At 47.0% G+C, this 22,144-nt stretch carries 14 protein-coding genes; 11 read left to right on the top strand and 3 right to left on the bottom strand.

Annotated features, from left to right (window positions below):
• Positions 1-11: 11 nt before the first annotated feature.
• Positions 12-2,864, bottom strand: coding sequence for an excinuclease ABC subunit UvrA (uvrA, locus tag MMG82_RS00455; RefSeq protein WP_241406245.1), 2,853 nt, complete (start codon positions 2,862-2,864; stop codon positions 12-14).
• A 408-nt stretch (positions 2,865-3,272) separates the two neighbouring features.
• Between uvrA and MMG82_RS00450 the strand changes: the two genes are divergently transcribed.
• The 6 genes from MMG82_RS00450 (at position 3,273) to yidZ (ending at position 11,729) form a co-directional block, all read left to right on the top strand.
• A complete protein-coding gene (locus MMG82_RS00450; RefSeq protein WP_241406244.1) occupies positions 3,273-4,640 on the top strand; it encodes an MFS transporter in 1,368 nt (455 codons plus the stop codon).
• Positions 4,641-4,748: 108 nt separating this feature from the next.
• Positions 4,749-5,468, top strand: coding sequence for a single-stranded DNA-binding protein (gene ssb, locus MMG82_RS00445; protein WP_047536353.1), 720 nt, complete (start codon positions 4,749-4,751; stop codon positions 5,466-5,468).
• A gap of 220 nt (positions 5,469-5,688) precedes the next feature.
• Entirely contained in the window at positions 5,689-6,282 is a 594-nt protein-coding gene (locus tag MMG82_RS00440) for a hypothetical protein (RefSeq protein ID WP_241406243.1), read from the top strand.
• A gap of 284 nt (positions 6,283-6,566) precedes the next feature.
• Positions 6,567-9,398 carry a M16 family metallopeptidase gene (locus tag MMG82_RS00435; RefSeq protein ID WP_241406242.1) on the top strand — a complete coding sequence of 944 codons (2,832 nt, stop codon included), beginning with the start codon at positions 6,567-6,569 and terminating at the stop codon, positions 9,396-9,398.
• A 200-nt stretch (positions 9,399-9,598) separates the two neighbouring features.
• A complete protein-coding gene (locus tag MMG82_RS00430) occupies positions 9,599-10,789 on the top strand; it encodes an MFS transporter (protein ID WP_047540344.1) in 1,191 nt (396 codons plus the stop codon).
• Complete coding sequence (yidZ, locus tag MMG82_RS00425; protein WP_047536357.1) at positions 10,764-11,729, top strand: HTH-type transcriptional regulator YidZ; 966 nt, start codon at positions 10,764-10,766, stop codon at positions 11,727-11,729. The genes MMG82_RS00430 and yidZ overlap by 26 nt, the downstream gene beginning before the upstream one ends.
• 17 nt (positions 11,730-11,746) lie before the next feature.
• On the opposite strand, the gene MMG82_RS00420 is transcribed toward yidZ, so the two are convergent.
• Positions 11,747-14,464 (bottom strand): DEAD/DEAH box helicase, encoded by a 2,718-nt coding sequence (locus tag MMG82_RS00420; protein ID WP_241406241.1) that lies wholly within the window; start codon positions 14,462-14,464, stop codon positions 11,747-11,749.
• A gap of 369 nt (positions 14,465-14,833) precedes the next feature.
• Between MMG82_RS00420 and MMG82_RS00415 the strand changes: the two genes are divergently transcribed.
• Positions 14,834-16,195 carry a DUF4397 domain-containing protein gene (locus tag MMG82_RS00415; RefSeq protein ID WP_037421894.1) on the top strand — a complete coding sequence of 454 codons (1,362 nt, stop codon included), beginning with the start codon at positions 14,834-14,836 and terminating at the stop codon, positions 16,193-16,195.
• 77 nt (positions 16,196-16,272) lie between these two features.
• Here the strand turns inward: MMG82_RS00415 and MMG82_RS00410 are convergent, their stop codons facing one another.
• The gene (locus MMG82_RS00410) at positions 16,273-17,709 is read right to left on the bottom strand and encodes a LysM peptidoglycan-binding domain-containing protein (protein ID WP_037421898.1); all 1,437 of its coding nucleotides are present in this window, start codon (positions 17,707-17,709) and stop codon (positions 16,273-16,275) included.
• Positions 17,710-18,057: 348 nt separating this feature from the next.
• Here MMG82_RS00410 and MMG82_RS00405 point away from each other — a divergent pair, with 348 nt between their 5' ends.
• The 4 genes from MMG82_RS00405 to MMG82_RS00390 all read left to right on the top strand — a co-directional run bounded on the left by MMG82_RS00405 (position 18,058) and on the right by MMG82_RS00390 (position 22,075).
• Positions 18,058-19,386: a leucine-rich repeat-containing protein kinase family protein gene (locus tag MMG82_RS00405; RefSeq protein WP_172590854.1), complete on the top strand. Its 1,329-nt coding sequence runs from the start codon at positions 18,058-18,060 to the stop codon at positions 19,384-19,386.
• 109 nt (positions 19,387-19,495) lie between these two features.
• A complete protein-coding gene (locus MMG82_RS00400; protein ID WP_241406240.1) occupies positions 19,496-21,274 on the top strand; it encodes a sel1 repeat family protein in 1,779 nt (592 codons plus the stop codon).
• A gap of 67 nt (positions 21,275-21,341) precedes the next feature.
• The gene (locus tag MMG82_RS00395) at positions 21,342-21,752 is read left to right on the top strand and encodes a DUF2391 family protein (RefSeq protein ID WP_055647846.1); all 411 of its coding nucleotides are present in this window, start codon (positions 21,342-21,344) and stop codon (positions 21,750-21,752) included.
• Positions 21,753-21,844: 92 nt separating this feature from the next.
• Positions 21,845-22,075 (top strand): hypothetical protein, encoded by a 231-nt coding sequence (locus MMG82_RS00390; RefSeq protein ID WP_088586666.1) that lies wholly within the window; start codon positions 21,845-21,847, stop codon positions 22,073-22,075.
• Positions 22,076-22,144: the final 69 nt, after the last annotated feature.

Raw genomic sequence — 22,144 nt, 5'->3', positions numbered from 1 at the left:
GCCTTACCTGATTATGACTGCGTTGCTAGTTGTGCATCCCGCTCCAGCAGCGGCTTTAAGAAGCGTGCCGTGTGTGAGGTAGGATGCAAGGCTACTTCTTCTGGTGTGCCTGTGGCGAGGATTGTACCGCCGCCACCGCCGCCTTCAGGGCCTAAGTCGATAATCCAGTCTGCGGTTTTAATCACATCCAGATTATGCTCAATCACCACAATCGTGTTGCCGTGGGATTTGAGTCGATGCAGTACATCCAGCAGCAATTGGATATCGGCAAAGTGCAGGCCTGTGGTTGGTTCATCCAATATATACAAGGTTTTACCGGTATCGCGTTTGGAGAGTTCCTTGGCCAGTTTTACCCTTTGGGCCTCACCGCCAGATAGCGTGGTCGCGCTTTGACCTAACCGCACGTAGGACAAACCCACATCCATTAGGGTTTGCAGTTTGCGGGCAATAGCTGGCACGGCATCGAAAAATTCGCGGGCATCTTCCACCGTCATTTGCAGCACTTCGTGGATATTCTTGCCCTTGTAGCGCACTTCTAAGGTTTCGCGGTTATAACGTTTGCCCTTACAGGCATCGCAGGGCACATACACATCGGGCAGGAAGTGCATTTCGACTTTAATTAAGCCATCGCCTTGGCAGGCCTCGCAGCGACCACCTTTGACGTTAAAGGAGAAGCGCCCGACCTGATAACCACGGGTACGGGATTCCTGCGTTCCGGCAAAAATCTCCCGAATAGGGGTAAAGATGCCAGTATAAGTGGCGGGGTTTGATCGCGGAGTGCGGCCAATCGGGCTTTGGTCGATATCGACCACTTTATCGCATTGCTCCATGCCGACAATGCGATCGTAAGGCGCGGGCTCATCGACGGTGGCGCCGTTGAGTTGTTTGTGGGCAATTCTAAAGAAGGTGTCGTTAATCAGCGTCGATTTACCTGAGCCCGATACTCCAGTCACACAGGTGAATAATCCCACAGGGATGGTTAAATCTACATTACGCAGGTTATTGCCGCGGGCGCCGTAGAGCTCAATCACTTGTTTCGGGTCGAACGGCGTACGTGGAGTGCTGATATGAATATTGCGCTTACCCGAAATGTACTGCCCAGTGACGGACTCGTCGCAGGCGATAATTTTCTCAATCGGACCGTCGCAAATCACTTCACCACCATGGACGCCAGCGCCTGGGCCGATATCGATAATATGATCCGCCATACGAATCGCGTCTTCATCGTGCTCTACCACAATCACTGTGTTGCCTAAATCCCGCAGGTGGATCAGGGTTTGCAGCAGACGCTCGTTATCCCGCTGGTGCAAGCCGATAGAAGGCTCATCGAGCACATACATTACGCCGACAAGCCCGGCACCAATTTGGCTGGCTAAGCGAATACGCTGCGCTTCACCGCCCGAGAGGGTCTCGGCCGAGCGTGATAGGCTTAAATAGTTAAGGCCAACATTGACGAGGAAACCTAAACGGTCGCGCACTTCCTTGAGGATTTTTTCAGCAATTTGGGCTTTTTGGCCGTTGAACTCGAGTTTGTCAAAATAATCTAGGGCTTCACCAATTGACCAAACGGTCAGTTTTGGCAAGTTAAGATCGCCAATAAATACGTGACGGGCTTCTTCACGCAGACGCGAGCCGCCACAGCTTTGGCAAGCTTGGGTGTTGATAAACTTGGCCAACTCATCGCGCACCGCGTTACTTTCGGTCTCACGGTAACGCCTGTCCATATTATTTAAGATGCCTTCGAAGGGATGATTGCGCACCACCACATCACCACGGTCGTTGATGTATTTGAAGGCGATGCTGTCTTTACCTGAACCGTAGAGAACGATTTTTCTCACCTTATCCGACAACTGTTCGAAGGGAACTTCGACATCGAACTTATAGTGGTCGGCCAGCGAACTTAGCATCTGGAAGTAATAGAAGTTACGTCTATCCCAGCCGCGAATTGCGCCGCCAGCCAGGGATAACTCAGGGTTGGTGATCACTCTGTCAGGATCGAAAAACTGTTGTACCCCTAAACCATCGCAGGTTGGGCAAGCACCGGCTGGGTTGTTAAAGGAGAAAATCCGTGGCTCAAGCTCGGCCATCGAGTAACCACAGTGCGGGCAAGCAAAGTTGGCCGAGAAGATTAATTCTTCAGTGGCGCCTTCATCCATGCTGGCGACCACGGCAATCCCACCCGAGAGTTCGAGCGCGGTTTCAAAGGATTCGGCGAGGCGCTGCTGGATATCGCTGCGGACTTTAAAGCGATCGACCACCACTTCGATGGTGTGTTTAACGTGTAAATCGAGGGTTGGCGGATCAGTTAAGTCGCAGACTTCGCTGTCGATACGGGCGCGGATATAACCTTGAGCCGATAAGCCTTCGAGTAATTTAACGTGCTCACCCTTACGGCCGTTGACCACGGGCGCCAGCAGCATTAAGCGGCTATCCTCGGGCATTTCTAACACTTTATCGACCATCTGGCTCACGGTTTGCGCCGCCAGCGGTTGGCCATGAGTCGGGCAGCGCGGTTCGCCCACGCGGGCAAACAGCAGACGTAGATAGTCGTAAATTTCGGTGATTGTACCCACAGTCGAACGTGGGTTATGGGAGGTTGATTTTTGTTCGATGGAAATCGCCGGGCTTAAGCCTTCGATATGGTCGACATCGGGCTTTTCCATCAAGCTTAAGAATTGGCGGGCATAGGCAGAAAGAGACTCAACGTAACGTCGTTGGCCTTCGGCATATAAAGTATCAAATGCTAGGGAAGATTTGCCTGATCCCGATAACCCTGTGATAACGATTAACTTATCCCTTGGGATAGTCAGGTTGATATTTTTGAGATTGTGGGTCCGTGCGCCGCGTATTTCAATCTTATCCATCTATCGCTCAAGTCTTATGCTTAAAAAAATGAGCCTAAGTATCGCACAGTTCGGCGGCTGAGTTTAGTCGATTCTGTGATCTCTATTCTGGGTTGGCGGTAAGCCAATGCTTGGCCGTGGTCGATATAATCGTGATGAACCTAGCGAATTAACTAAGATTAATCCAAGTATGAGGGCAAGCCTAAGCTTATCTCTGTAAGTATCAAGTTAACTATTTGTAGCGAATCGACTTTTAGATAAGCCTTTAAAATAAAGACCTAAGGCCGTAACCGTGCCTTTTAAACGGCGTCGCGATGGGGCTGGACAACCCGTTAACTACGAGTGCTTAGGACGGTTTTTCCTTTTGAGCAAATGCTTTGTGGTGTGCTAACATGCGCCCCCTAAAAGACTTCAATCCAAGGCAAAATCATGGGTAACAACGGACTTTCAGGAACCGAGACAAGAGTCGCGTTTTCTTTAGCCAGTGTATTTGGTTTACGCATGATGGGCTTGTTTATGATCATGCCCGTCTTTGCACTTTATGGTCGGCATTTAGAAGGTTTTTCACCCCTTTGGGTGGGCATTGCCATCGGTGCCTATGGCTTAACTCAGGCCATTTTACAGATCCCTATGGGGATTTTATCAGACAAATATGGCCGTAAACCTGTCATTCTTGCAGGCTTAGTGGTGTTTGCCATCGGCAGTTTAATTGCCGCCAATGCCGAGACTATCTATGGCGTGGTGTTTGGCCGTGCTGTACAAGGAATGGGCGCGATTGCGGCCGCTGTGCTGGCGCTCGCGGCCGACTTAACACGGGATGAGCAACGTACCAAAGTCATGGCGATTATTGGTATGTGTATCGGTGGCTCGTTTGCACTGTCGTTACTGGTTGGCCCGATTGCGGCGCAGCATTTAGGCTTATCAGGGTTATTCTTTTTAACTGCTGGGCTTGCGGTGTTAGGCATGTTGATTGTGCAGTTATTGGTGCCCAATCCCATTTCCCACGCACCTAAGGGCGATACCTTAGCGGCACCCGCGAAGCTTAAGCGCATGTTGACCGATCCGCAGTTGTTTAGGCTCGATGCGGGGATCTTTATTCTGCACTTAGTGTTAACCGCCGTGTTTGTCGCCTTGCCACTCGACTTAGTCGATGCGGGCCTGGTGAAAGAAAAACATTGGATGCTGTATTTCCCTGCTTTTGTGGGCGCATTCTTCTTGATGGTGCCGTTAATCATCATCGGGGTGAAGCGCAAGAATACTAAGGCGATGTTCCAAATTGCTTTAGTTATCATGATGTTTGCCCTTGCGGCCATGGCGATTTTTTCGAACAACCTCTGGGTATTGAGCGTGGCCGTGCTGCTGTTTTTTACTGGCTTTAACTACCTTGAGGCGTCGCTGCCGAGTTTGATTGCGAAATTCTGCCCCGTGGGTGAAAAAGGCTCGGCGATGGGTGTTTATTCGACCAGCCAATTCTTCGGGGCCTTTTGTGGCGGTATGCTCGGTGGCGGTGCGTACCAATTAGTCGGTGCAGTGGGCGTGTTTATTGTCGCGTTGGTGTTAATGGGCATTTGGTTATTGCTCACCTTAGGGATGGAAAATCCTGTACTGCTTAAGAGTTACACCTTAGAGGCTGCCGTTAAAGACAAAACCCAAGCCCGTGATATGGCGGCGCAACTGTCACAATTGATGGGTGTGGTTGAAGCGATTGTGGTGCTAGACGAGAAAGTCGCTTATCTCAAAGTTGACGAGCATTTCGATTTAAGAGAAGCCCGAGCTGTGTTAGGCTCTGCTCAATAATATGTGTTATTGCCGCGAATACTTAGGGATGCGGATTTTCCCTTGCGGCAACAATTATAAACAACATACTGAATTAACAGATTATTTAAAGAATCGCAGGAGATTTCAATGGCCAGTCGTGGTGTTAACAAGGTAATTTTGGTTGGCAATTTGGGACAAGATCCAGAAGTGCGTTATATGCCAAACGGTAACGCAGTCGCAAACATCACCGTTGCGACCAGCGAATCGTGGAAAGACCAACAAGGTCAACAGCAAGAACGTACTGAATGGCACCGTGTGGTTCTGTTTGGCAAGTTGGCTGAAATTACGGGTGAGTACCTGCGTAAAGGTTCACAGGTTTACCTCGAAGGTAAATTGCAAACGCGTAAGTGGAAAGACCAAAGCGGTCAAGATCGTTACAGCACTGAAGTGGTTATCGACCAAAGCGGTAGCATGCAAATGTTAGGCGGCCGTAACCAAGGTCAAGGCCAAGGTGCCCCAATGGGTGGTATGCCACAAAACGGCGGTTACCAATCAGCCCCACAACAAGCTGCTCCTGCGCAAAATCAATACGCGCCAGCACCGCAAGCGGCTCCGGCTTACCAAGCACCAGCGCCACAACCTCAATCTGGCTACAATCAGCAGCCAGCTCAGCAAAGCTATGGTCAGCAACAGGCGCAGCCCCATGTTCAGCCTCACGCTCAGCCACAGCAGGGCGGTTATGCGCCTAAGCCTGCAGCTCCTGCGTATCAAGCGCCAGCGGCACCTGCGCAGCGTCCAGCGCCACAGCCACAACAAAACTTCACTCCAGATTTGGATGATGGTTGGGACGACGATATCCCGTTTTAATTTTCCAACTTTTACAGTGGAAACATAGTTTTTTAAAAGCCCTGCAATATTTTGCAGGGCTTTTTGTTTATATGTGGCTTATCTTTCTTTGAATAATTTTATTTACTTAATTGTTAACAGTTATTGCTGTTTAGGGTAGATTGTTTGAGTCCGCTAAAGGGCTTGAACTTTTGAAAATAAATTAACGTTATGACGACTACTAAAAGAAAGGAATTCTTCCATGGAAGATGTAATAAGTCAGGAAAATAATCCATTAAAGAGCGATGAAAAACAAATAACAGTAGATAGCAATATTCATAGAGTACCACTGTTTCATGTTTCACTTGCTAAATTTGTTATTATGTTTTTTGCTACCTTTGGTCTATATCAAATATACTGGTTTTATAAGCAATGGCAGGCATTAAAAGAGTATTATGATTTAGATGCATGGCCAATTGCTCGATGCATTTTTACGGTATTTTTTACACTCTCTTTGTTTGTTTATGTTAATGAATATATTAAAGAAGATAATAGAAGTTATCGTTGGAATCATTCTGCTTTGGCGACAGTTTACGTTTTACTTGTCGTAGTCTCTAGTGTTCTCAATCAAATTGAGACTTTACCGACATCTTTGATTTTAATTTCTATTGTTATACCTTTAGCCGTTTTGTATCCATTGTATGAAGCTCAAAAAGCAATTAACTTTGCGCTTGAACCTTTAGACTACGAGGATAATTCAAGTTTAACTTGGTTGAATTGGGTTTGGATTGTTCTTTTTGGTTTTTATTGGGCTATGGTTATCTATGCATTAACTGTGTTAATCAGACTAGCTTAATTTAGAATAGAACAGGCTTTAATTAAGCCTGTTCTGAATTAACAATATGCGATAGAGGAATATCTTTTTATAAAGTTAACAACGAGTTTTCCCTCATATACTTTCAATTTCTAATGTCGTTTTCTCTATTAATGCATGTTTTTTGATATTTTAAGTACGCTGTAAGGTATTGATTTTGTGACTTAAAGCGTTTTTGTGGTTATAGTGAAAAGTCAATTTATCAGTATTGAGGTAAGCATTTTCTCCGGTTAATGAATCGAATGTTGGAGAGAAAGTGAATTTTTATGAGCAATTTCAAGAAAATCCAGTTTAAACGTCTATGGCTATGGCTGTTCCTTATCAGCATGGCTTTACCATTAAGTGCGGTTGAAGCGCCTCTGTGGTCTGAGTCGGCCAACCTGCCTTTAAGCGAACGAGTGCACAGTGGCACGCTTGCTAATGGGATGCACTACCTGTTAGTGAACAACAAAACCCCTGAGCAAGCCGTGATTGTCCGTATGCGGGTGGATGTAGGCTCGGTGATGGAAACGGATGCCGAGCAGGGTCTGGTGCATTTTTTAGAGCATATGGCGTTTAATGGATCTACGGGACTCGCGGCGGGGGAGATGATCCCTACCTTACAACGCATAGGTTTAAGTTTTGGGGCTGATACCAATGCGGTGACTGAATTTCAGCAAACGGTTTATCAGTTTAATTTACCGAGCAATAGCCAAGATAAAGTCGATACCGCTTTGTTTTTAATGCGCGAAATCGCCAGTAATCTGTTGCTTGACCCCGCGCTAATCGAGCGCGAAAAAGCGGTGGTCTTGTCTGAACTGCGTGAACGCAGTAGTGCCGATTTAGAAAACTATCGCCACCAGTTAGCCTTTTTAATGCCGCAAACCTTGCTGTCGCAGCGCTTTCCCGTAGGTGAGGCGACGAGCATTCAAAATGCAAATCGTGAAACGTTATTGTCCCTTTATCAGCGTTTTTATACGCCATCTCGCACCACCTTAATCGTGGTGGGTGATATCGATGTCGGTCGTATCGAGCAAAAGATCAAGCAGCAATTTACCGACTGGAAAGCTGCGCCACAGGCTGCTGGGGTGAAGGCACAATCCATAGGCGTGGTACAGGCTAAAACCGCTATTGAGGCGGCGGCATTTTTTGATCCAAGCCTGCAAACCTCGGTTTCCCTCGGGCTGTTAAAACCGCAAATCCCTAAGCCAGATACGATTGCACTGCGTGAGCAGGAGATGTTATTAGATATTGCCCACGGCATTTTGTATCGTCGTTTAGAGTCACAGTTGCTACATAGCCAAGGTTTGTATGGCGTGAGTCTACAAATTGGGCCGCAATACAATATTGCCTACGGCACGCAAATGACGCTGGGAACGCAGGAAAACAACTGGCAGCAAGGGCTTACGTTGTTGGAACAAACACTACGTCAGGCGCTGGAATTTGGCTTTAGCCAACAAGAAATCGATCAGCAACTTAAACGAATTCACAAGGGCTATCAGCTTAGTGCCGCAGGCAGTAACACTATCCACAGTGTGAACATTGCCGACAGCTTAGTGAGTGCGGTAGCGAGCAGGCGCGTGCCTGTGGAGCCAGAGTGGCAATTGGCTCTGTTTGAAAAGTTGATGCCGAGTATCACGCCGCAAAAACTGCATCAGTTGTTTAAACAGACTTGGGAAGGGACGCCTTATCTGTATCTAACCAATAACAAACCCATTGAAAGTATTGAAAAGCAACTCTTAGCCGCCTACAACGCGAGCCAAAAGCAAGCCGTAAAAGCGCCCGAAACCAAGAGTATTGCCGAGTTTGGCTATAGTCAATTTGGTGAGGCTGGACAGATTGTGGCCGATCAGCGCGATGCCACAACTGGCATACGAAAGCTAGAGTTTGCTAACGGTGTGCGTCTCAATTTAAAACCTACATCCTTTAATCAGGGGCTGACGTTGGTGAGTCTCAATATTGGCTTTGGTGAGGTGCCATTCCCCGAGCTAGATGGTTTGTCTTACCTGTTTAATAGCGCCTTTGTGCAGGGCGGTTTGGGACTTCACGATTTAGATAGCTTGCAGGAGATTTTTGCAGGCCAAGATATCTCGGTCAGTTTGAGTTTACGTGAGCAGAGTTTTGGTGGCGAGATCAGCACCAATGCAGCCGAGCTTCGCACCCAATTAGGTGTACTAACGGCTTATCTAGTCGACCCGGGGATGGATAAGCAAGCCGAGCAGTTATTCCGTGAGCAAGTGATTGCCGAGCAGCAGAGCATTCATAGCAATCCACAACTGGAGTTTTCGAATCAATTTGCGCGAATTGCCCATAATGGCGACAAACGTTATGGCTACGGCAACCCTGATGAAATCCTCAAGCGTCAGTTTACTGAACTCGCACCCAGCTTCCATTCTGCGGTGCAGCAAGGGGCGATTGAGCTGGCCATCGTGGGTGATTTTGATGAGGACAAAGCCATTGCTGAGGTTGCACAAACCTTAGGAGCGATTTCCCGTCAGCCGATCCCTAAGGGGCAGACTATCGTGCCTGTGTTTCCCAACGTGCCAGCACAAATGAGCCTGACGCATTATGGTCAGGTCGATATGGCGGCGCTCGCGCAGGTGTGGCCGACAGCGGATATGAGTAATCCCCGTGAGCTGGTGGGTTTAGGTTTGCTCGAGCAGGTACTAAGCATCTTACTTACCGAGAATGTGCGTGAGAAAGCGGGGGCAAGTTATTCGCCTTCTGCATTCTCATATAATGATTTAAATCCAACGGGATATGGTTATCTCGGCCTATTTAGTGTGACCACCACTGCCATGTTGCCTGAGGTGGCTAAGCATTATGCCGCCGCAGTTAAGCAGGTTAAAACGCCTTCGGGGATCAGTGAGGATTTGCTCAATCGCGCCCGTCAGCCGGTGCTGGAGTGGATGCAGATGGCGCCGCAAAGTAATAACTTCTGGTTAGATTTGGCCTCAACCGCCCAAAGCCAGCCGGAGCGTTTTGCGACCTTTAACCAACGCTTGGCGTTGGTACAGCAGATCACGCCCGCCGAGTTAAGCCAATTGGCGCAGAAATACCTCAAGGATGATAGGCGTTTAACTATCGAAACCTTATCTGCACCCGTCACGGCTCCGTGAGCCATTAAACCGCAATTTATCTGAAGACCTACCTCCTGTGATACTCGTGTCACAGGAGGTTTGGTTTTTATTGGTGATTGAAATATTTGTCGGTCGTAATTGGAAATAACCGTTGTCGAAAATGCCACTCACGCTTAAGCGAAACCCGCATTAGGCTAAGCGCCATATTCTTGGAATGCGGTGATATGAGTGGTGATGTGATGTTTCGATATCTTTTATGTAGTTTTGGCTTGGTCCTAATGTATCCGACGGGGATAGATATGTACTTAGTCGGGTTGCCGCAAATTGCGAGTCAACTTGGGGCGAGTGAGGCACAGCTGCACATTGCTTTTTCTGTGTATCTGGCTGGCATGGCGACGACTATGCTGTTTGCAGGCAGTTTAGCCGATAGGATTGGGCGTAAACCCATTACACTTTTTGGCGCCTTTCTGTTCGCGCTAGCCTCCTACTTTGCGGCGGGCTCACAGACCAGTGATCTATTTTTAATCGCGCGCTTTGCGCAAGGCATTGGTGCGGGTTGTTGTTATGTTGTCGCGTTCGCGATTTTGCGTGATGTCTTAGACGATAAGCGCCGAGCCAAAGTGCTCTCAATGGTGAATGGCGTGACCTGTATTATCCCTGTGATCGCGCCTGTGATTGGCCACTTAATCATGCTTAAGTTTCCATGGCCTAGCCTGTTTTACACTATGGCGGCGATGGGATTACTGGTATTCGCTCTTTGTCTATTGGTATTGCGTGAAACCCATTCTAAAGCAGCATTTCACACGCAAGCTTTGCCAAGTGTGCAAAAGGAATCCTTTAAACAAGGCTTTTTTATCAGTCGCGTGGTCATAACGACCTTAGGTGTGACCACGATTTTAAGCTATGTGAATGTGTCTCCCATGCTGATTATGGGGCAGATGGGGTTTGACCGTGGCCAATATTCCAATACCATGGCAATGATGGCATTGGTGAGTATGTTAGCCTCATTTTCTACGCCCTTTTTGCTTAACCAGTTTAAAGAAAAATCATTAATTTTGTTCTCCCAAGGGTTATTCGTTGCGGCCGCCTTAGTGTTTATCTTGACTCAATTGGGCGGGGTTAGTCATTCATTCAACCTCTTAGGGTTTGCTTTTGTTTGTTCTGGTTTTTCAATTGGATTTGGGGTGACCATGAGTCAGGCGCTTAGTCCATTTGTGGCTCGGGCAGGAGTGGCCAGCTCATTACTGGGGATTGCCCAAGTGTGTACTTCTGCTTTGTATATTTGGGTGATGGGTCTGCTCGAAGTGAGCGCGATTAATATATTATTAGCTATCCTCAGCGTTGGTGCGCTGGTAAGCATCACGCTAATGTTAGCGGTGCCTAAAATGTCGGAAATGGTAGTTAATGAGCAAATCCCTGAGTCGGCTTGACCTCAATCTGTTGTTTACTTTTCAGCTGCTATCGCAGGAGCGGAGCGTGTCTAAGGCCGCTAAAAAGCTCAATGTGACGCCATCGACCGTGAGTAAATCCTTGGCGAAATTGCGCGATTGGTTTGACGACCCACTATTCATTAAAACGCCCCAGGGATTGCAGTTAACGCCATTAGCCCAAAGCATGGAGCAAGACTTAGCCGATTGGTTGCAAAGGGGCAAACAGCTTATGGGCAAGCGCGGGGACGATATGGCAAAAGGGCTCAGTTTTGAGCTAATGCTTGAGTCACCTTTATCGCTCATTATGCTTAATCAATTAACGCAGGCGATTTACCAACACTACCCTGATGCAAAAGTGAAGGTGCGAAATTGGGATTATGATTCACTAGAGGCCATTATTCGCGGTGAGGCTGACATAGGTTTTACTGGCCGAGAAAGTCATCCTCGCTCCAAGGAGTCCCTTGATTTATTGCCGTATTTTATCGATTTTGAGGTTTTATTTACCGATCTTCCCCAGGTGTATTTGCACCGCGATCATCCCGCCTTGCAGGAAGAGTGGAATATAGACACTTTCTTAAAATACTCGCATATCAATATCTTGTGGGAAAAGAGCGAAACCTGGGCCTTAGATGATGTGCTTATTGAGCTTGGGTTAAGTCGTAATACTGTGCTGACCTTGGCCAGTTTTGAGCAGTCACTGTTTGTTGCGGCAGAGCCACACCACAGCATGCTGGCAATAGCGCCGCAATATTGTGAGCAATATGCTCGCCAATTACACCCTGACTTAGTCACTCGCCCCATCCCGATAAGTGGCGAATATCTTAATAAACTCGCCATTCCTTTTACCTTGATTTGGCATAAGAGAAACAGCCACAACCCCAAAATCACTTGGCTGCGAAGCAAGATAAAAGCGATTTATCAGCCGCGTGGGTGTGATTAAGGCTGTTATTTGCAGCATTAATTCGGTTGGTTTATACCCAATTGCTGGCAAATATATTGGATGCACAATTCTTGCTGCTGACACCATAATCCGTAGCTGACGGGGATAAGTTTAATCCCTGCGCGCTGTAACAGTTTATACAGTTCAATATCGAAAAAGTCCGCCCATGGCCCTGGGTAACCGATTAAATCTATTGCTAAATATTGGTTGCCATAGCGGCACAATATATCCAGTTCTAGCCCCGCCATATGATAGGCGCGCCAGACTGTTATGCCTTTTGCTTCAATCGCCTGTGCCACCGACTGGCCGAAGCTATCGAGGGCATCGACATAATTGTGTGCCGCTTGAAATTGGCCCGCCGATGCTAAGTAAGTTGCCAGTAAATTATTGTTGGGGAGCTCATGCGCTTGTACCGATAAAAATAGCCACTGCATTTGTTTAGCGCGGGTGATGGCGACATTGAACATATCTTCGCGATTTAAATACACGGCGGCGCGGCTGTCGTTGGCCGTAATGCTAAACGACAGCAGCATAATATCGCGCTCTTCCCCTTGAAAACCAAAGGGCGTGGCAATCCGTAATTGATGACGTTCTATTTGCTGCGAGCTAAAGCGTGCGAGGATCTGCTGGGATAAATACTCCGTCTGATTGCGAAAGCAGGAGAGTACACCAATGCTGGCGGGCACTAATACATTTTCTTGTTCATCAATCAGTTGAGCTAACTTTTCAATTAATGCCTCCGCTTCTATGGCGTTAATTCCTTTACTATCACGGCTGCCAGTCACCTGGACTCGGTGTAAGTGCCCTGAACTTGTGCAGGGTCTGTGCTGCATAATCTTCAGCATACCTTGATAAAACTGCTGATTACTAAATTGGATCAGCTCAGGTTTACTCCGAAAATGCTCATTTAAAAATACTACTTGGGATTGGCTCGCAAGGGATTGCGATACTAAGTCGAGCATACTGGCATCACGGTAGCTCATTAGGCCGCGGCACTCCGCAGCAAGTCCGAGTTGGGTCTGGATTTGGGTTTGTTTTGCACGGGATAAAAACGAGAAATGGCGCAGCTGTTTACTGTCGCCCACCACCAGTGCTGCTTTTGCCCGCTGCAAGGCCGGTAAACATGCGGCAATATTGGCTTGGGTGGCTTCATCAATAATCACTAGATCAAACATTTGCTGCTCCATGGGCAGCACTTTATGCAAGCTGGCAAGGCTCGATAACCAAATGGGAAAGGTTTGCTTTAAGGCATCAAAATCCGTCTTGTAGAAGCCGTCGAGTTGCTTAGCGGACTGGCGAGCGCGAAGTGCACTGGCAAAACTCACCAGCGTACTGCGCTTATGTTTGAGCAATTGGTGTAATCGATAGTGAGTGGCCAATTGTAAGTATTTGAGGCTTAAGTCTTCTTTTTGGGCGATGAGGGCGGTTAATTTATCGAGCACATCCCATTGCTGAGCAAACTGTTTGATCCCGGCACGGTAAGCCCAGTTGTAAAATCCTAAGCGCCAGCGTGATTGTCCTTGTTGTAAGGTCGCCAGTTTTTGGCCGCGACGTATGGCATGGCGGCAATGGTGTATAAAACCGGCTTCCATTTTGGTTTGCTGACGAGTCACAGTATTAAGTTGCTGTTTTGCACTTAATAGCAACCTATCCGATATGGTTTCATCAGTCGCTGGATGCTGGCCATGGAGCATTTCATCTATCTGGTTTTTAAGGACTTTAATAAACTGCGGCGAGCCAGCTCGAATAAGGCTGCTCCCAAGCTGGAATTGCTGCTGCAACTTGTCGGCAATCACATCAACGGCAACGTCGGTGTGGGCGACAATGAGGACAGATTTACCCCTTAATACCTGCTCCGCCGCCACGGTGGCGATGGTGTAACTTTTACCCGTTCCCGGTGGGCCCGATATCTGCCCCAAAGTTTGATTGGCCGCCACCTTTAAGGCTTGAATTTGCGCGCGGCTTAATAGCCCTGGAAGATAAGCTTCTTGGGTGTCGACATTGTGATTAACTGAATCTCGAGTTGGCACTTGCTTAAATAGCGCTTGAAGCGGCGCAGACAGTGAGGGTGCTGTAATGAGATTGTCGAGTTCGTGCAATATGCCGCGACTGGCCTGCGAACGCTCTGCAAGAATAATTTGGCTGCGACTAACCATAAACTGCCCACGTTTACGGCTAAGCTGAGTGAATTCAGCCTCATCGATCAGCTTGGGAAAATGCAATAAATGACTGGTATCAACATCGGCTTGGCCTGCCCGCAGCCAAGCTATCCAGCCACTGACATCCGTTGGATTATTGCGTAACTCTTGACTTAAGCTGTGTCCCTCAACGACTAATTTTTCTAACAGGGCTTCGTTGATGGTGAATGATCCGCCGCCAGAGAAGCTGTGATTAGATTCGAGGTAAATGTTATCGCCATCGGCCTGTAACAGGCATTCACGGTACAGCAGTGGCGTGACGACTTTACGTTTTTCGCCATTAAGCTCGACAGTGCCGCAGAAAAACAGACAACAGTGCAATAATACTTTTTCTCGCAGATACAAGGCACTACGCGCCATTAATACCGAGGCGGGAGCAAATGGCACCGGTAAGCGAGGCAGAAAGCCACTGCTTAACTCGTCTTCACCTTGGAGCAATAGCTTTTCTTGTTCAGCAAGTTTGTGGCTAGACCAAAGGTTAATTTCAGCACTATCGTGTTGAAAACACTGTTTGTAGTAGTTAAGAATCCCTTGCAAACCCTATCCATCCCTAAGGCTTAATTGGCGATGCGAGAGTAACCCAATCGTATAAGACGAACAAGGTTGTCGCGTATCTTGGGATGGAGCCAAAGCAGGTTAAAGTCCGAACGTCTGTGCTTAAAGCCAAATAATTTTTAGCGTAAAAGAAGTTATTTGAGTTGTAAGTAAACGTATCGCAAAAGGTATTTGTATCAATTCAGCGCTCGAAAAATGTGATTTGTATCAATATTAGCTTGGTTGCTGAAATGTTTGTTAAGTGTTTGAGTTTGTAAAGTATTTGTTTTTGTTTTGAGTGGAAATTGCCATTGTTGTCATTGTATAACTGCGTAGACTGAACTGAAATTTTGTCTGCAAATGAGGGATACAATGCTTAACAATAAACTCAAAGGATTCGCAGTAATGACCTTCGCCTGTTTAGGGGTTACTGCTTGCGGTGGCTCCGATAATAACAAGGATGAGGATACCTCCAAAACCGATACCTATGTGCAATTTTACAACGCGACAGTTGGCAGCACTGATACCGCGCTGAAGATTGGCGATAAAACCTATGAAAGTGTGAGTTACGCCGATGCGATGCCACGCTTTACATCAACTCCCGGCGTCAGTGCCGTCGAGGTGATGGGTAAGGATGCGGCAAATAAAGATATTTCGCTCTATAAAGAGAATATCGATTTAAAAACGGCAACTGATCATTTCTTTGTTTTGCATGGGGATTTTGCCTCGCCAGCCCTTTTGAATATCAATTACTCGCGCACCGAGCTTGATAAACAAAATGCCGAGGCAGACAAGAGCAAAATGCAGTTGTTGATTGCCCATACTGCAACCAATGCACCAGCGTACGATGCGTATATTGCCAAGGCGGATAAAGGCTTTGCCGATGCGGTGATGCTTGGCAGCGTCTCCTATGGTGAGGTTTCAACGCCACAAATTTTGGATACGGGCGACTACAAAATTTATCTGACTGCCGCAGGGACGACCAATATCAGCTACACCACGGCGAGCATTAGCTTTAAAACCAAGGTGCCCTATAAGTTGATTTTAAGGGAAAGCTTTGGCGCATCAGCCGCTAAAATCAGTTTAGACAGCGTCGACTCTACCACCAATGTGCGTAACCATGTCGCCCTCGAAAGCAGTGTTGATTTTAGAGTGTTTAATGGCTTGGCCACACATAATGTTGATGTGAAAGTGGTGAGTAGTAAACAAGAAGCGCTATTTAGCAATGTGGCCCCCTTTGGCGTAACAGCCTATAAAGGTGCCGAGTTTAATGACTTTGGCGTGAGCGTATTTGACCATACTAGCCAAGCGAAATTACTCGACAATGTGCTAATCACCCTTAATCAAGATGATATTAAAACCATCTTTATTTACGAGCAGGGCAGCCAAGTGAAGGCGATGGAGATGAAACAAACTCAAACGCCAAGTCCCTACAGCTTCAAGTTCGATATCGTGAGTTTTGCCGATAAGAGTAACCTGACTTTGTACTTCTTAAAGGCGAACGACACTATTGATACGGCAACCTATAAGATCAGTGCGGTTAATCCGACAGCACCGCAATCATTAGTGGTGCCTAAAGGTGAGTATTCGATTAAGGTCATCTCGGTAGAAAATGGCTCAAAAACGGTGGTTTACGCCTCTGATATGATCGATTTTAATAATCAAGACAACGTCACTATGGTGCTGAATAAGGATGCCTCAACTAGCTTTGGCTATAACCTAGTTAAGCTTTAATCGCAGCGGTTGAGCTGTAAATAAATTGGGCAATAAAAAAGCACTACCTAGGTAGTGCTTTTTCGTATTAATAATCTCTATTCTGACAGTTTTAGCTCTTGGCCGGGTTTAATAATGCTCTTGGCATTGAGCTGGTTCCACTTCATTAAATCGGCGAGTTTCACCTTGTTTTTACGCGCGATTTTATCCAGTGAATCCCCTGATTTTACTTTGTAGGTTTTGGCTTTAGCCGCTGGTTTCTCGGTCGATTTTGAGGTGGCGGCTTTAGTGCTACTCGCATTCGCTTTTGTCGATGATTTGTCGGTTTTAGCCTTAGCTTTTGCGGGCTCTGGCTCATTATCATTAGCCGCCATTGGCGTTAATAGCGTGAGCTCTTGGCCGACTTTTAGGCGATCAGAGGTCAGATTATTTGCCTGTTTTAACTCTTTGACTGATAAATCAAATCTAGCTGCGATCGAACCTAAGCTATCACCGGATTTCACGATATAAGTTTGGCTGTCGTAACGTTTTTGAGCATAGAGCTTGTGCTGATTTTCTTGATAGTGGCCAATGTTTTCAATCGGCAGGGCAATTTGGTATTTGCCTTTACTGGGGATCACGTTTTGACGGTATCCAGGGTTATAGGTTTTGAACTCCGCTTTAGTGAGTCCCGCAGCATTGGCGATTTGGCTTATTTCAACGCCATTGGGAGCGGGTAAGCGTTCCAAAAATGGGCGGTTTGCAATCGGCATTACTTTGAGATTGTAATGGCTTGGGGCGCGGATAATTTGGATAAACGCCAGCCACTTAGGCACGGTTTGTACTTGGCGAGCAGGAATATTCAGCGACCAGAAATCCGTAGGTTTGCCTTTAGCTTTGTTTCTATCGATAGCGGCTTTAATCACTAATTCGCCACTGTTGTAGCCCGCAACGGCGTTAATCCAGTCGTTACCTAAGGTGTCGTGTAAGTGCTGCAAATAGTCGAGTACGGCATCGGTCGAGGCCAATGCATCTTTGCGACCATCGTAGGCTGAGTTGATCGTTAGGCCAAAGTTTCGGCCCGTAGCGGGGATCATTTGCCAAAGTCCGGCGGGGCCATTTGCTTGCGCCAGCGGGTTATAACCACTTTCAACAATTGGTAATAGTGCCAGTTCGAGCGGCATATTGCGGGCTTCGAGTTGACTCACAATATAGTATAAAAATGGCTCGGCACGCTGGGTCACCTGAGTCATAAACTTTTGCTTGTCATCGAAAAAGTTACGCTGTTTGCGTACTTCTGCATCGTCATGCACATCAATAGTACGGGCGTGTTGAATTTTCTCCCATACATCGGCATAGCGTTCGTCGACAATCTCTTTTTTATCATGATGAGATTGTGTGGTATCTCCGCTATCACCTTCAGCTTCTGGGGCTGTGGTGGCAAATTCCATGGGCGAGGTTTGCGCCGATGTTGTCGCACAGCCACTGAGTTGGGCTGTCAACATGGCGATCATTAGCACTGCTAATGCACTCGGTTGGCGAAAGGTTTTCCGCATGATTATCCTGTCATTTTTGCTAACTTGGCGTTATACCCAAACAACCTAACTCGATGCAGGCTTCTGTGTTTAAGACTGCCGAAACGGAGTGTTTGTGTACGCCATTTCTGTATTGCAGCAATTCAAAATGTGGTCGACATTTGTCCTTGATGCACCTTGAATGAGAGCACCCTAGGCGCTCTGAAACTGATATCTTTAGGTTGCTTGGGTATAGATAATGTTGCACATGCTAATCTGTTTTGCGGTTTCTGGATAGCTTTGCTGATAATTTGACCACCTAGGTCACATTTAGATTTACCACTAAATAAGCTAACATAGCAGCGATTTTTCATTGATGTGGGTTAGAGAGTGCAGACGTTAACGCAGTTAAAAGCAGGACAATTACAAGGGGTTACTCGATTACAGTTGGTTGAAAACCTCACTGAATTTCCGCAGGAAATCTTTGATTTAGCCGATACGCTGGAGATCCTCGATTTATCCAATAACCAGTTAAGTTCACTGCCCGATGATTTATATCGTTTAACCCATCTAAAGATTTTGTTTGCCTCCAATAATCGCTTTGAAGTGCTGCCAGAAGTGTTAGGTCAGTGCCCCAAATTGGAGATGATTGGCTTTAAGGCTAACCAAATTCGTGTTGTGCCAGAGGCATCGTTGCCCCCACAAACCCGCTGGTTGATTTTAACGGATAACCAAATCACCGCCTTGCCCGAGCGCATGGGGCAGTTGCATCGTCTGCAAAAATTAGCCTTGGCAGGTAATCGCTTAACTTCGCTGCCCGCATCTATGGCCCAATGCCATAACTTAGAATTAGTTCGTTTGTCGGCTAATCAACTGCAAGCGCTTCCAAGCTGGGTGCTTAAGCTACCCAAACTCACTTGGCTGGCGTTTGCGGGTAATCCCTTTAGCCATACCTTGGTTGATCCCCATGCCGATGTGGCGAGTATGCCAAATGTGACATTAGCGGACATTGAGCTCGGTGAAAAACTAGGTGAGGGGGCTTCTGGCATTATTTACCAAGGTCGTTGGTTAAATCCTGCTATGGTGGCTGCTACTGGGTGCGAACATATTGCGGTTAAGTTGTTTAAGGGAGAGGTGACCAGTGATGGCTATCCTGCCGATGAGCTAGATTGTTGTTTAACTACGGGCGCACATCCAAATCTCATCAAAGTCTTAGCCCATATTAGTCAACAGGATCAACTTGGTTTAGTGATGGAACTGATTCCTCAAGGATTTAGTAACTTAGGTTTACCGCCATCTCTAGCGACTTGTACCCGAGACACCTTTAAAGCGGGGACCGAATTTAGCCTGAAGGGCATAACTGAAATCGCTTTGCAATTAGCTGACACCCTAGCGCATATGCACGGGAAACAAGTGAGCCATGGTGATGTCTATGCCCATAATATGATGGTTAATCAGCAAATGGCGCTGTTGTTCGGTGACTTTGGTGCCGCCTCAAACTTAGCAAAATTGCCTACATCGGAACGTGATGCCATGCAGGCTATTGAGGTGCGTGCCCTAGGGTGTTTACTTGATGACTTATTGCCCTTTGCCGATAACGATGGAAACGACGCGCTGCGAGTTCAACTGCGGCAGTTAAAAGCACACTGTATGCAGCCGGCGTTATCTTGTCGCCCACGCTTTAGTGATATCGTGAAGACATTAGCTGCACTGCGCTAAGTTTACGTATGTGGCATGCAGCAAATGCAAGGGATCATGGGGTGAAAACCAACGCAGAGACATTTAATCAAGAGCGACTAAATCTCATCAGCAATGGAGAGCTGGCATTATGAGTTCGATTTCAAAACTGGTTTGGCTAAGCTTATGCTTAAGCTCGTTTCTCTCGGCGCCCGTTTGGGCGGGATTTTGGGATAGCCTGTGGCAGCGAGAGTTGCCTGTTGACCAAACTACACCACCCAAGAATGCACAGCGTTTTGAGTTTATGGGGAGTTTACCTGCTCATACCCAACTAGAACTTGTGGGCTATTACACTTCCTCTGTTTGTACCCGTAAAGAAATCCGTTTCCCGAATGGTGATATTGCTAATCCCTACCGCGCCACACTGAATAAAAGCTCGGTATTGCGTCAATCGCTTGAAAGTGGCGCTGCCGCTAAACCATTCACCCTTACGTTAGCCTTACAAGGGGGCGGAGATTGCGATTGGCAGTTGGAGGACTTAGTCCTTGACCTTAACTTGATGCCAAGTCATCCCATATGGCAAAGGGTTAAGTCATTAAAAGACAAATATTTACATACGTCACCATTATTAACATCGAGCGAGCCACCGGCCAAAGCTTCGCCCCATGATGGATTTTATTTAAGCCAAGAGCTAACTATCGAACCCATACTTGCTGGCAGTGAAGAAGATACTCATCTGGTTGCCGCGTTACCGCTTACCCTTAATCCCGTGTATTACCCAGTGGTTATCTATAGCCCCAAAACAGACAGCCCCTTTGAGGTAAAGCTTAAGAGTAATTTGCAGTCGACCAGCAGTTTATGGTCGAGCAGTGCAACGCAAATGGTGCGTTTCGATAAAGAGGCTGTGCTGCGGGTGCAGTTTAATCCAGAGGTTTTGCCTGATTATCAAGTGAATGTGTGGCGCCAAGCTGACGATATTTCGGTGCATTACCCCGATGGTACCGAATATCGTTATCCGCGTGGAGATGTGCATCTCTATGCCTATGGTAAGCCTGAATCTATGCTCAATACCTTAAGCGCAAGCACCAAGGCCGAAGATAAGCGATTGCTAGCGCACATCTATTGGGCAGGTCATGCACTGGCGCAGGATGAAGAAAAAGCGCGCAAATTCTACCGAGAGGCGGCCGAGGGTGATGACTTAATTGCTATTCAGTGGATGCAATCACAGGCCGCCTATGCGGGGGAGGTTGAGCAGAGCCAATATTGGTTACAACGTGCGGCTAGGCTTGGGGATATGGATGCCAAAATGGCACTTATTCGTAAGCCCTTTGAGACCATACTGCAAGGCAAGTCAAATACCGCCGAGGCAAAAAGCGCAGAAGTTAAGGCTTGGGAGCAGTTAAAACAGTTGGTTAGTCAAGGTGTGCCAGAGGCTATAAGTATGATGGCTCTCTACCAAGTATTGCCTTGGTCGCCCTACCATGATGCAGCGGCGGCATTAGCCAATTATCGCTTGAGTGTGCAGGCTGACCCCGCTTTGGCCCTTAGCGCTGCCAGTGATTACTATTATTGGCTAGAGGATTTTGAACAAAGCCAAGAGTTTTGGGAGATTGCCGCCGAGCGGGATTTGTATGCTGCCGCAGAATATGCCGATATCTTATTGAAACCAGCGCAGCGCAACCCACAAAGAGCTCGTTATTGGCTTGATAAGGTTGCCTCTCAAGCTGAAAAGCAAGGTATTCAACAAGATGTGCTTGGTAAGGCTTATTTTCAATTGGCCAGTTTACTCGATGCTGGAGAGGGCGGCGATGCCGATCCTAAGCGTGCACAAATCCTGTACCAGCAAAGTCTCGTATTGGCTGAGCGTTTTTCAAATGATTATGCCGCTCAAGCGAAAGAAAGACTCAAATCCCTTGAAGAGCGCCTGTAGCTAAGTTAACAGGGATAACTCGATAACAGGCTTATTCAAGTCATAGGCAAGACAGGGAGATTAAGCTATGGCTTTTCAATTTGATACCTATCATTTTAATACCGAAGATGCGATTCAAGTGTGTGTAGGTGCCTTTGCGCTCGCTGTGCCCATCGGTTTTTCTGAAGAGGCATGGCAACTCGGAGAAACCTTACCACTACTGAATTTGCTGATGTTATTTGGTTTGTCGTTGCTGTTTCTCGGAGCGTTTACTTACCAGAGTGTGTTCCAACAGAATATTCGTCACCGCCTGCCGGTATTTATTTTCCGGATTATTATTGCCTATTTGATAAGTGCTTGTGTCGTCAGTTTAGTGCTCTTGTGTCTCGATAAATTGCCCTTAATTGACGACACCATGACTTCCTTTAAACGGATTATTGTGATTAGCATGCCCGCTTCTATGGGAGCGATTGTAGTAGATAGCTTTGATAAGGAATAAGTTTGGGCTGATGTCATGACTTTTGTCACTGGTGCATTTAGGTTATGTTGCTCATACTGGAACCCAATAGATCGATTGTAAAAGGACGCATTATGAACCCAGCAACCCTTGCATTACTTATCCCGATTTTTGCCATTGTGGGAGGATATGCGGTCGCGATTATGAAAATCCGCGAGCGCGGTAATTCTGCCAATAATAAGCTTCAGGCAGATAACCAGTTGTTACATATTGAACTTGATAAACTTCGCGAACGGGTTGAAGTATTAGAGCAGCTAGTGACCGATGAGAGTTTTCAATTAAAGCGTGAATTTAAGCGAGTCTAGTCCTAACAAATATGGTCATGGTGCAGCCGAGTGCCATGACTCTAGCTTGTATCTAGTTGCTCAAGTCAT

The sequence above is a fragment of the Shewanella sp. MM_2022_3 genome, assembly GCF_022557375.1.
GTDB classification, from domain to species: Bacteria; Pseudomonadota; Gammaproteobacteria; order Enterobacterales; family Shewanellaceae; genus Shewanella; species Shewanella xiamenensis.
This window is presented reverse-complemented; position numbering and strand designations above follow the sequence as displayed.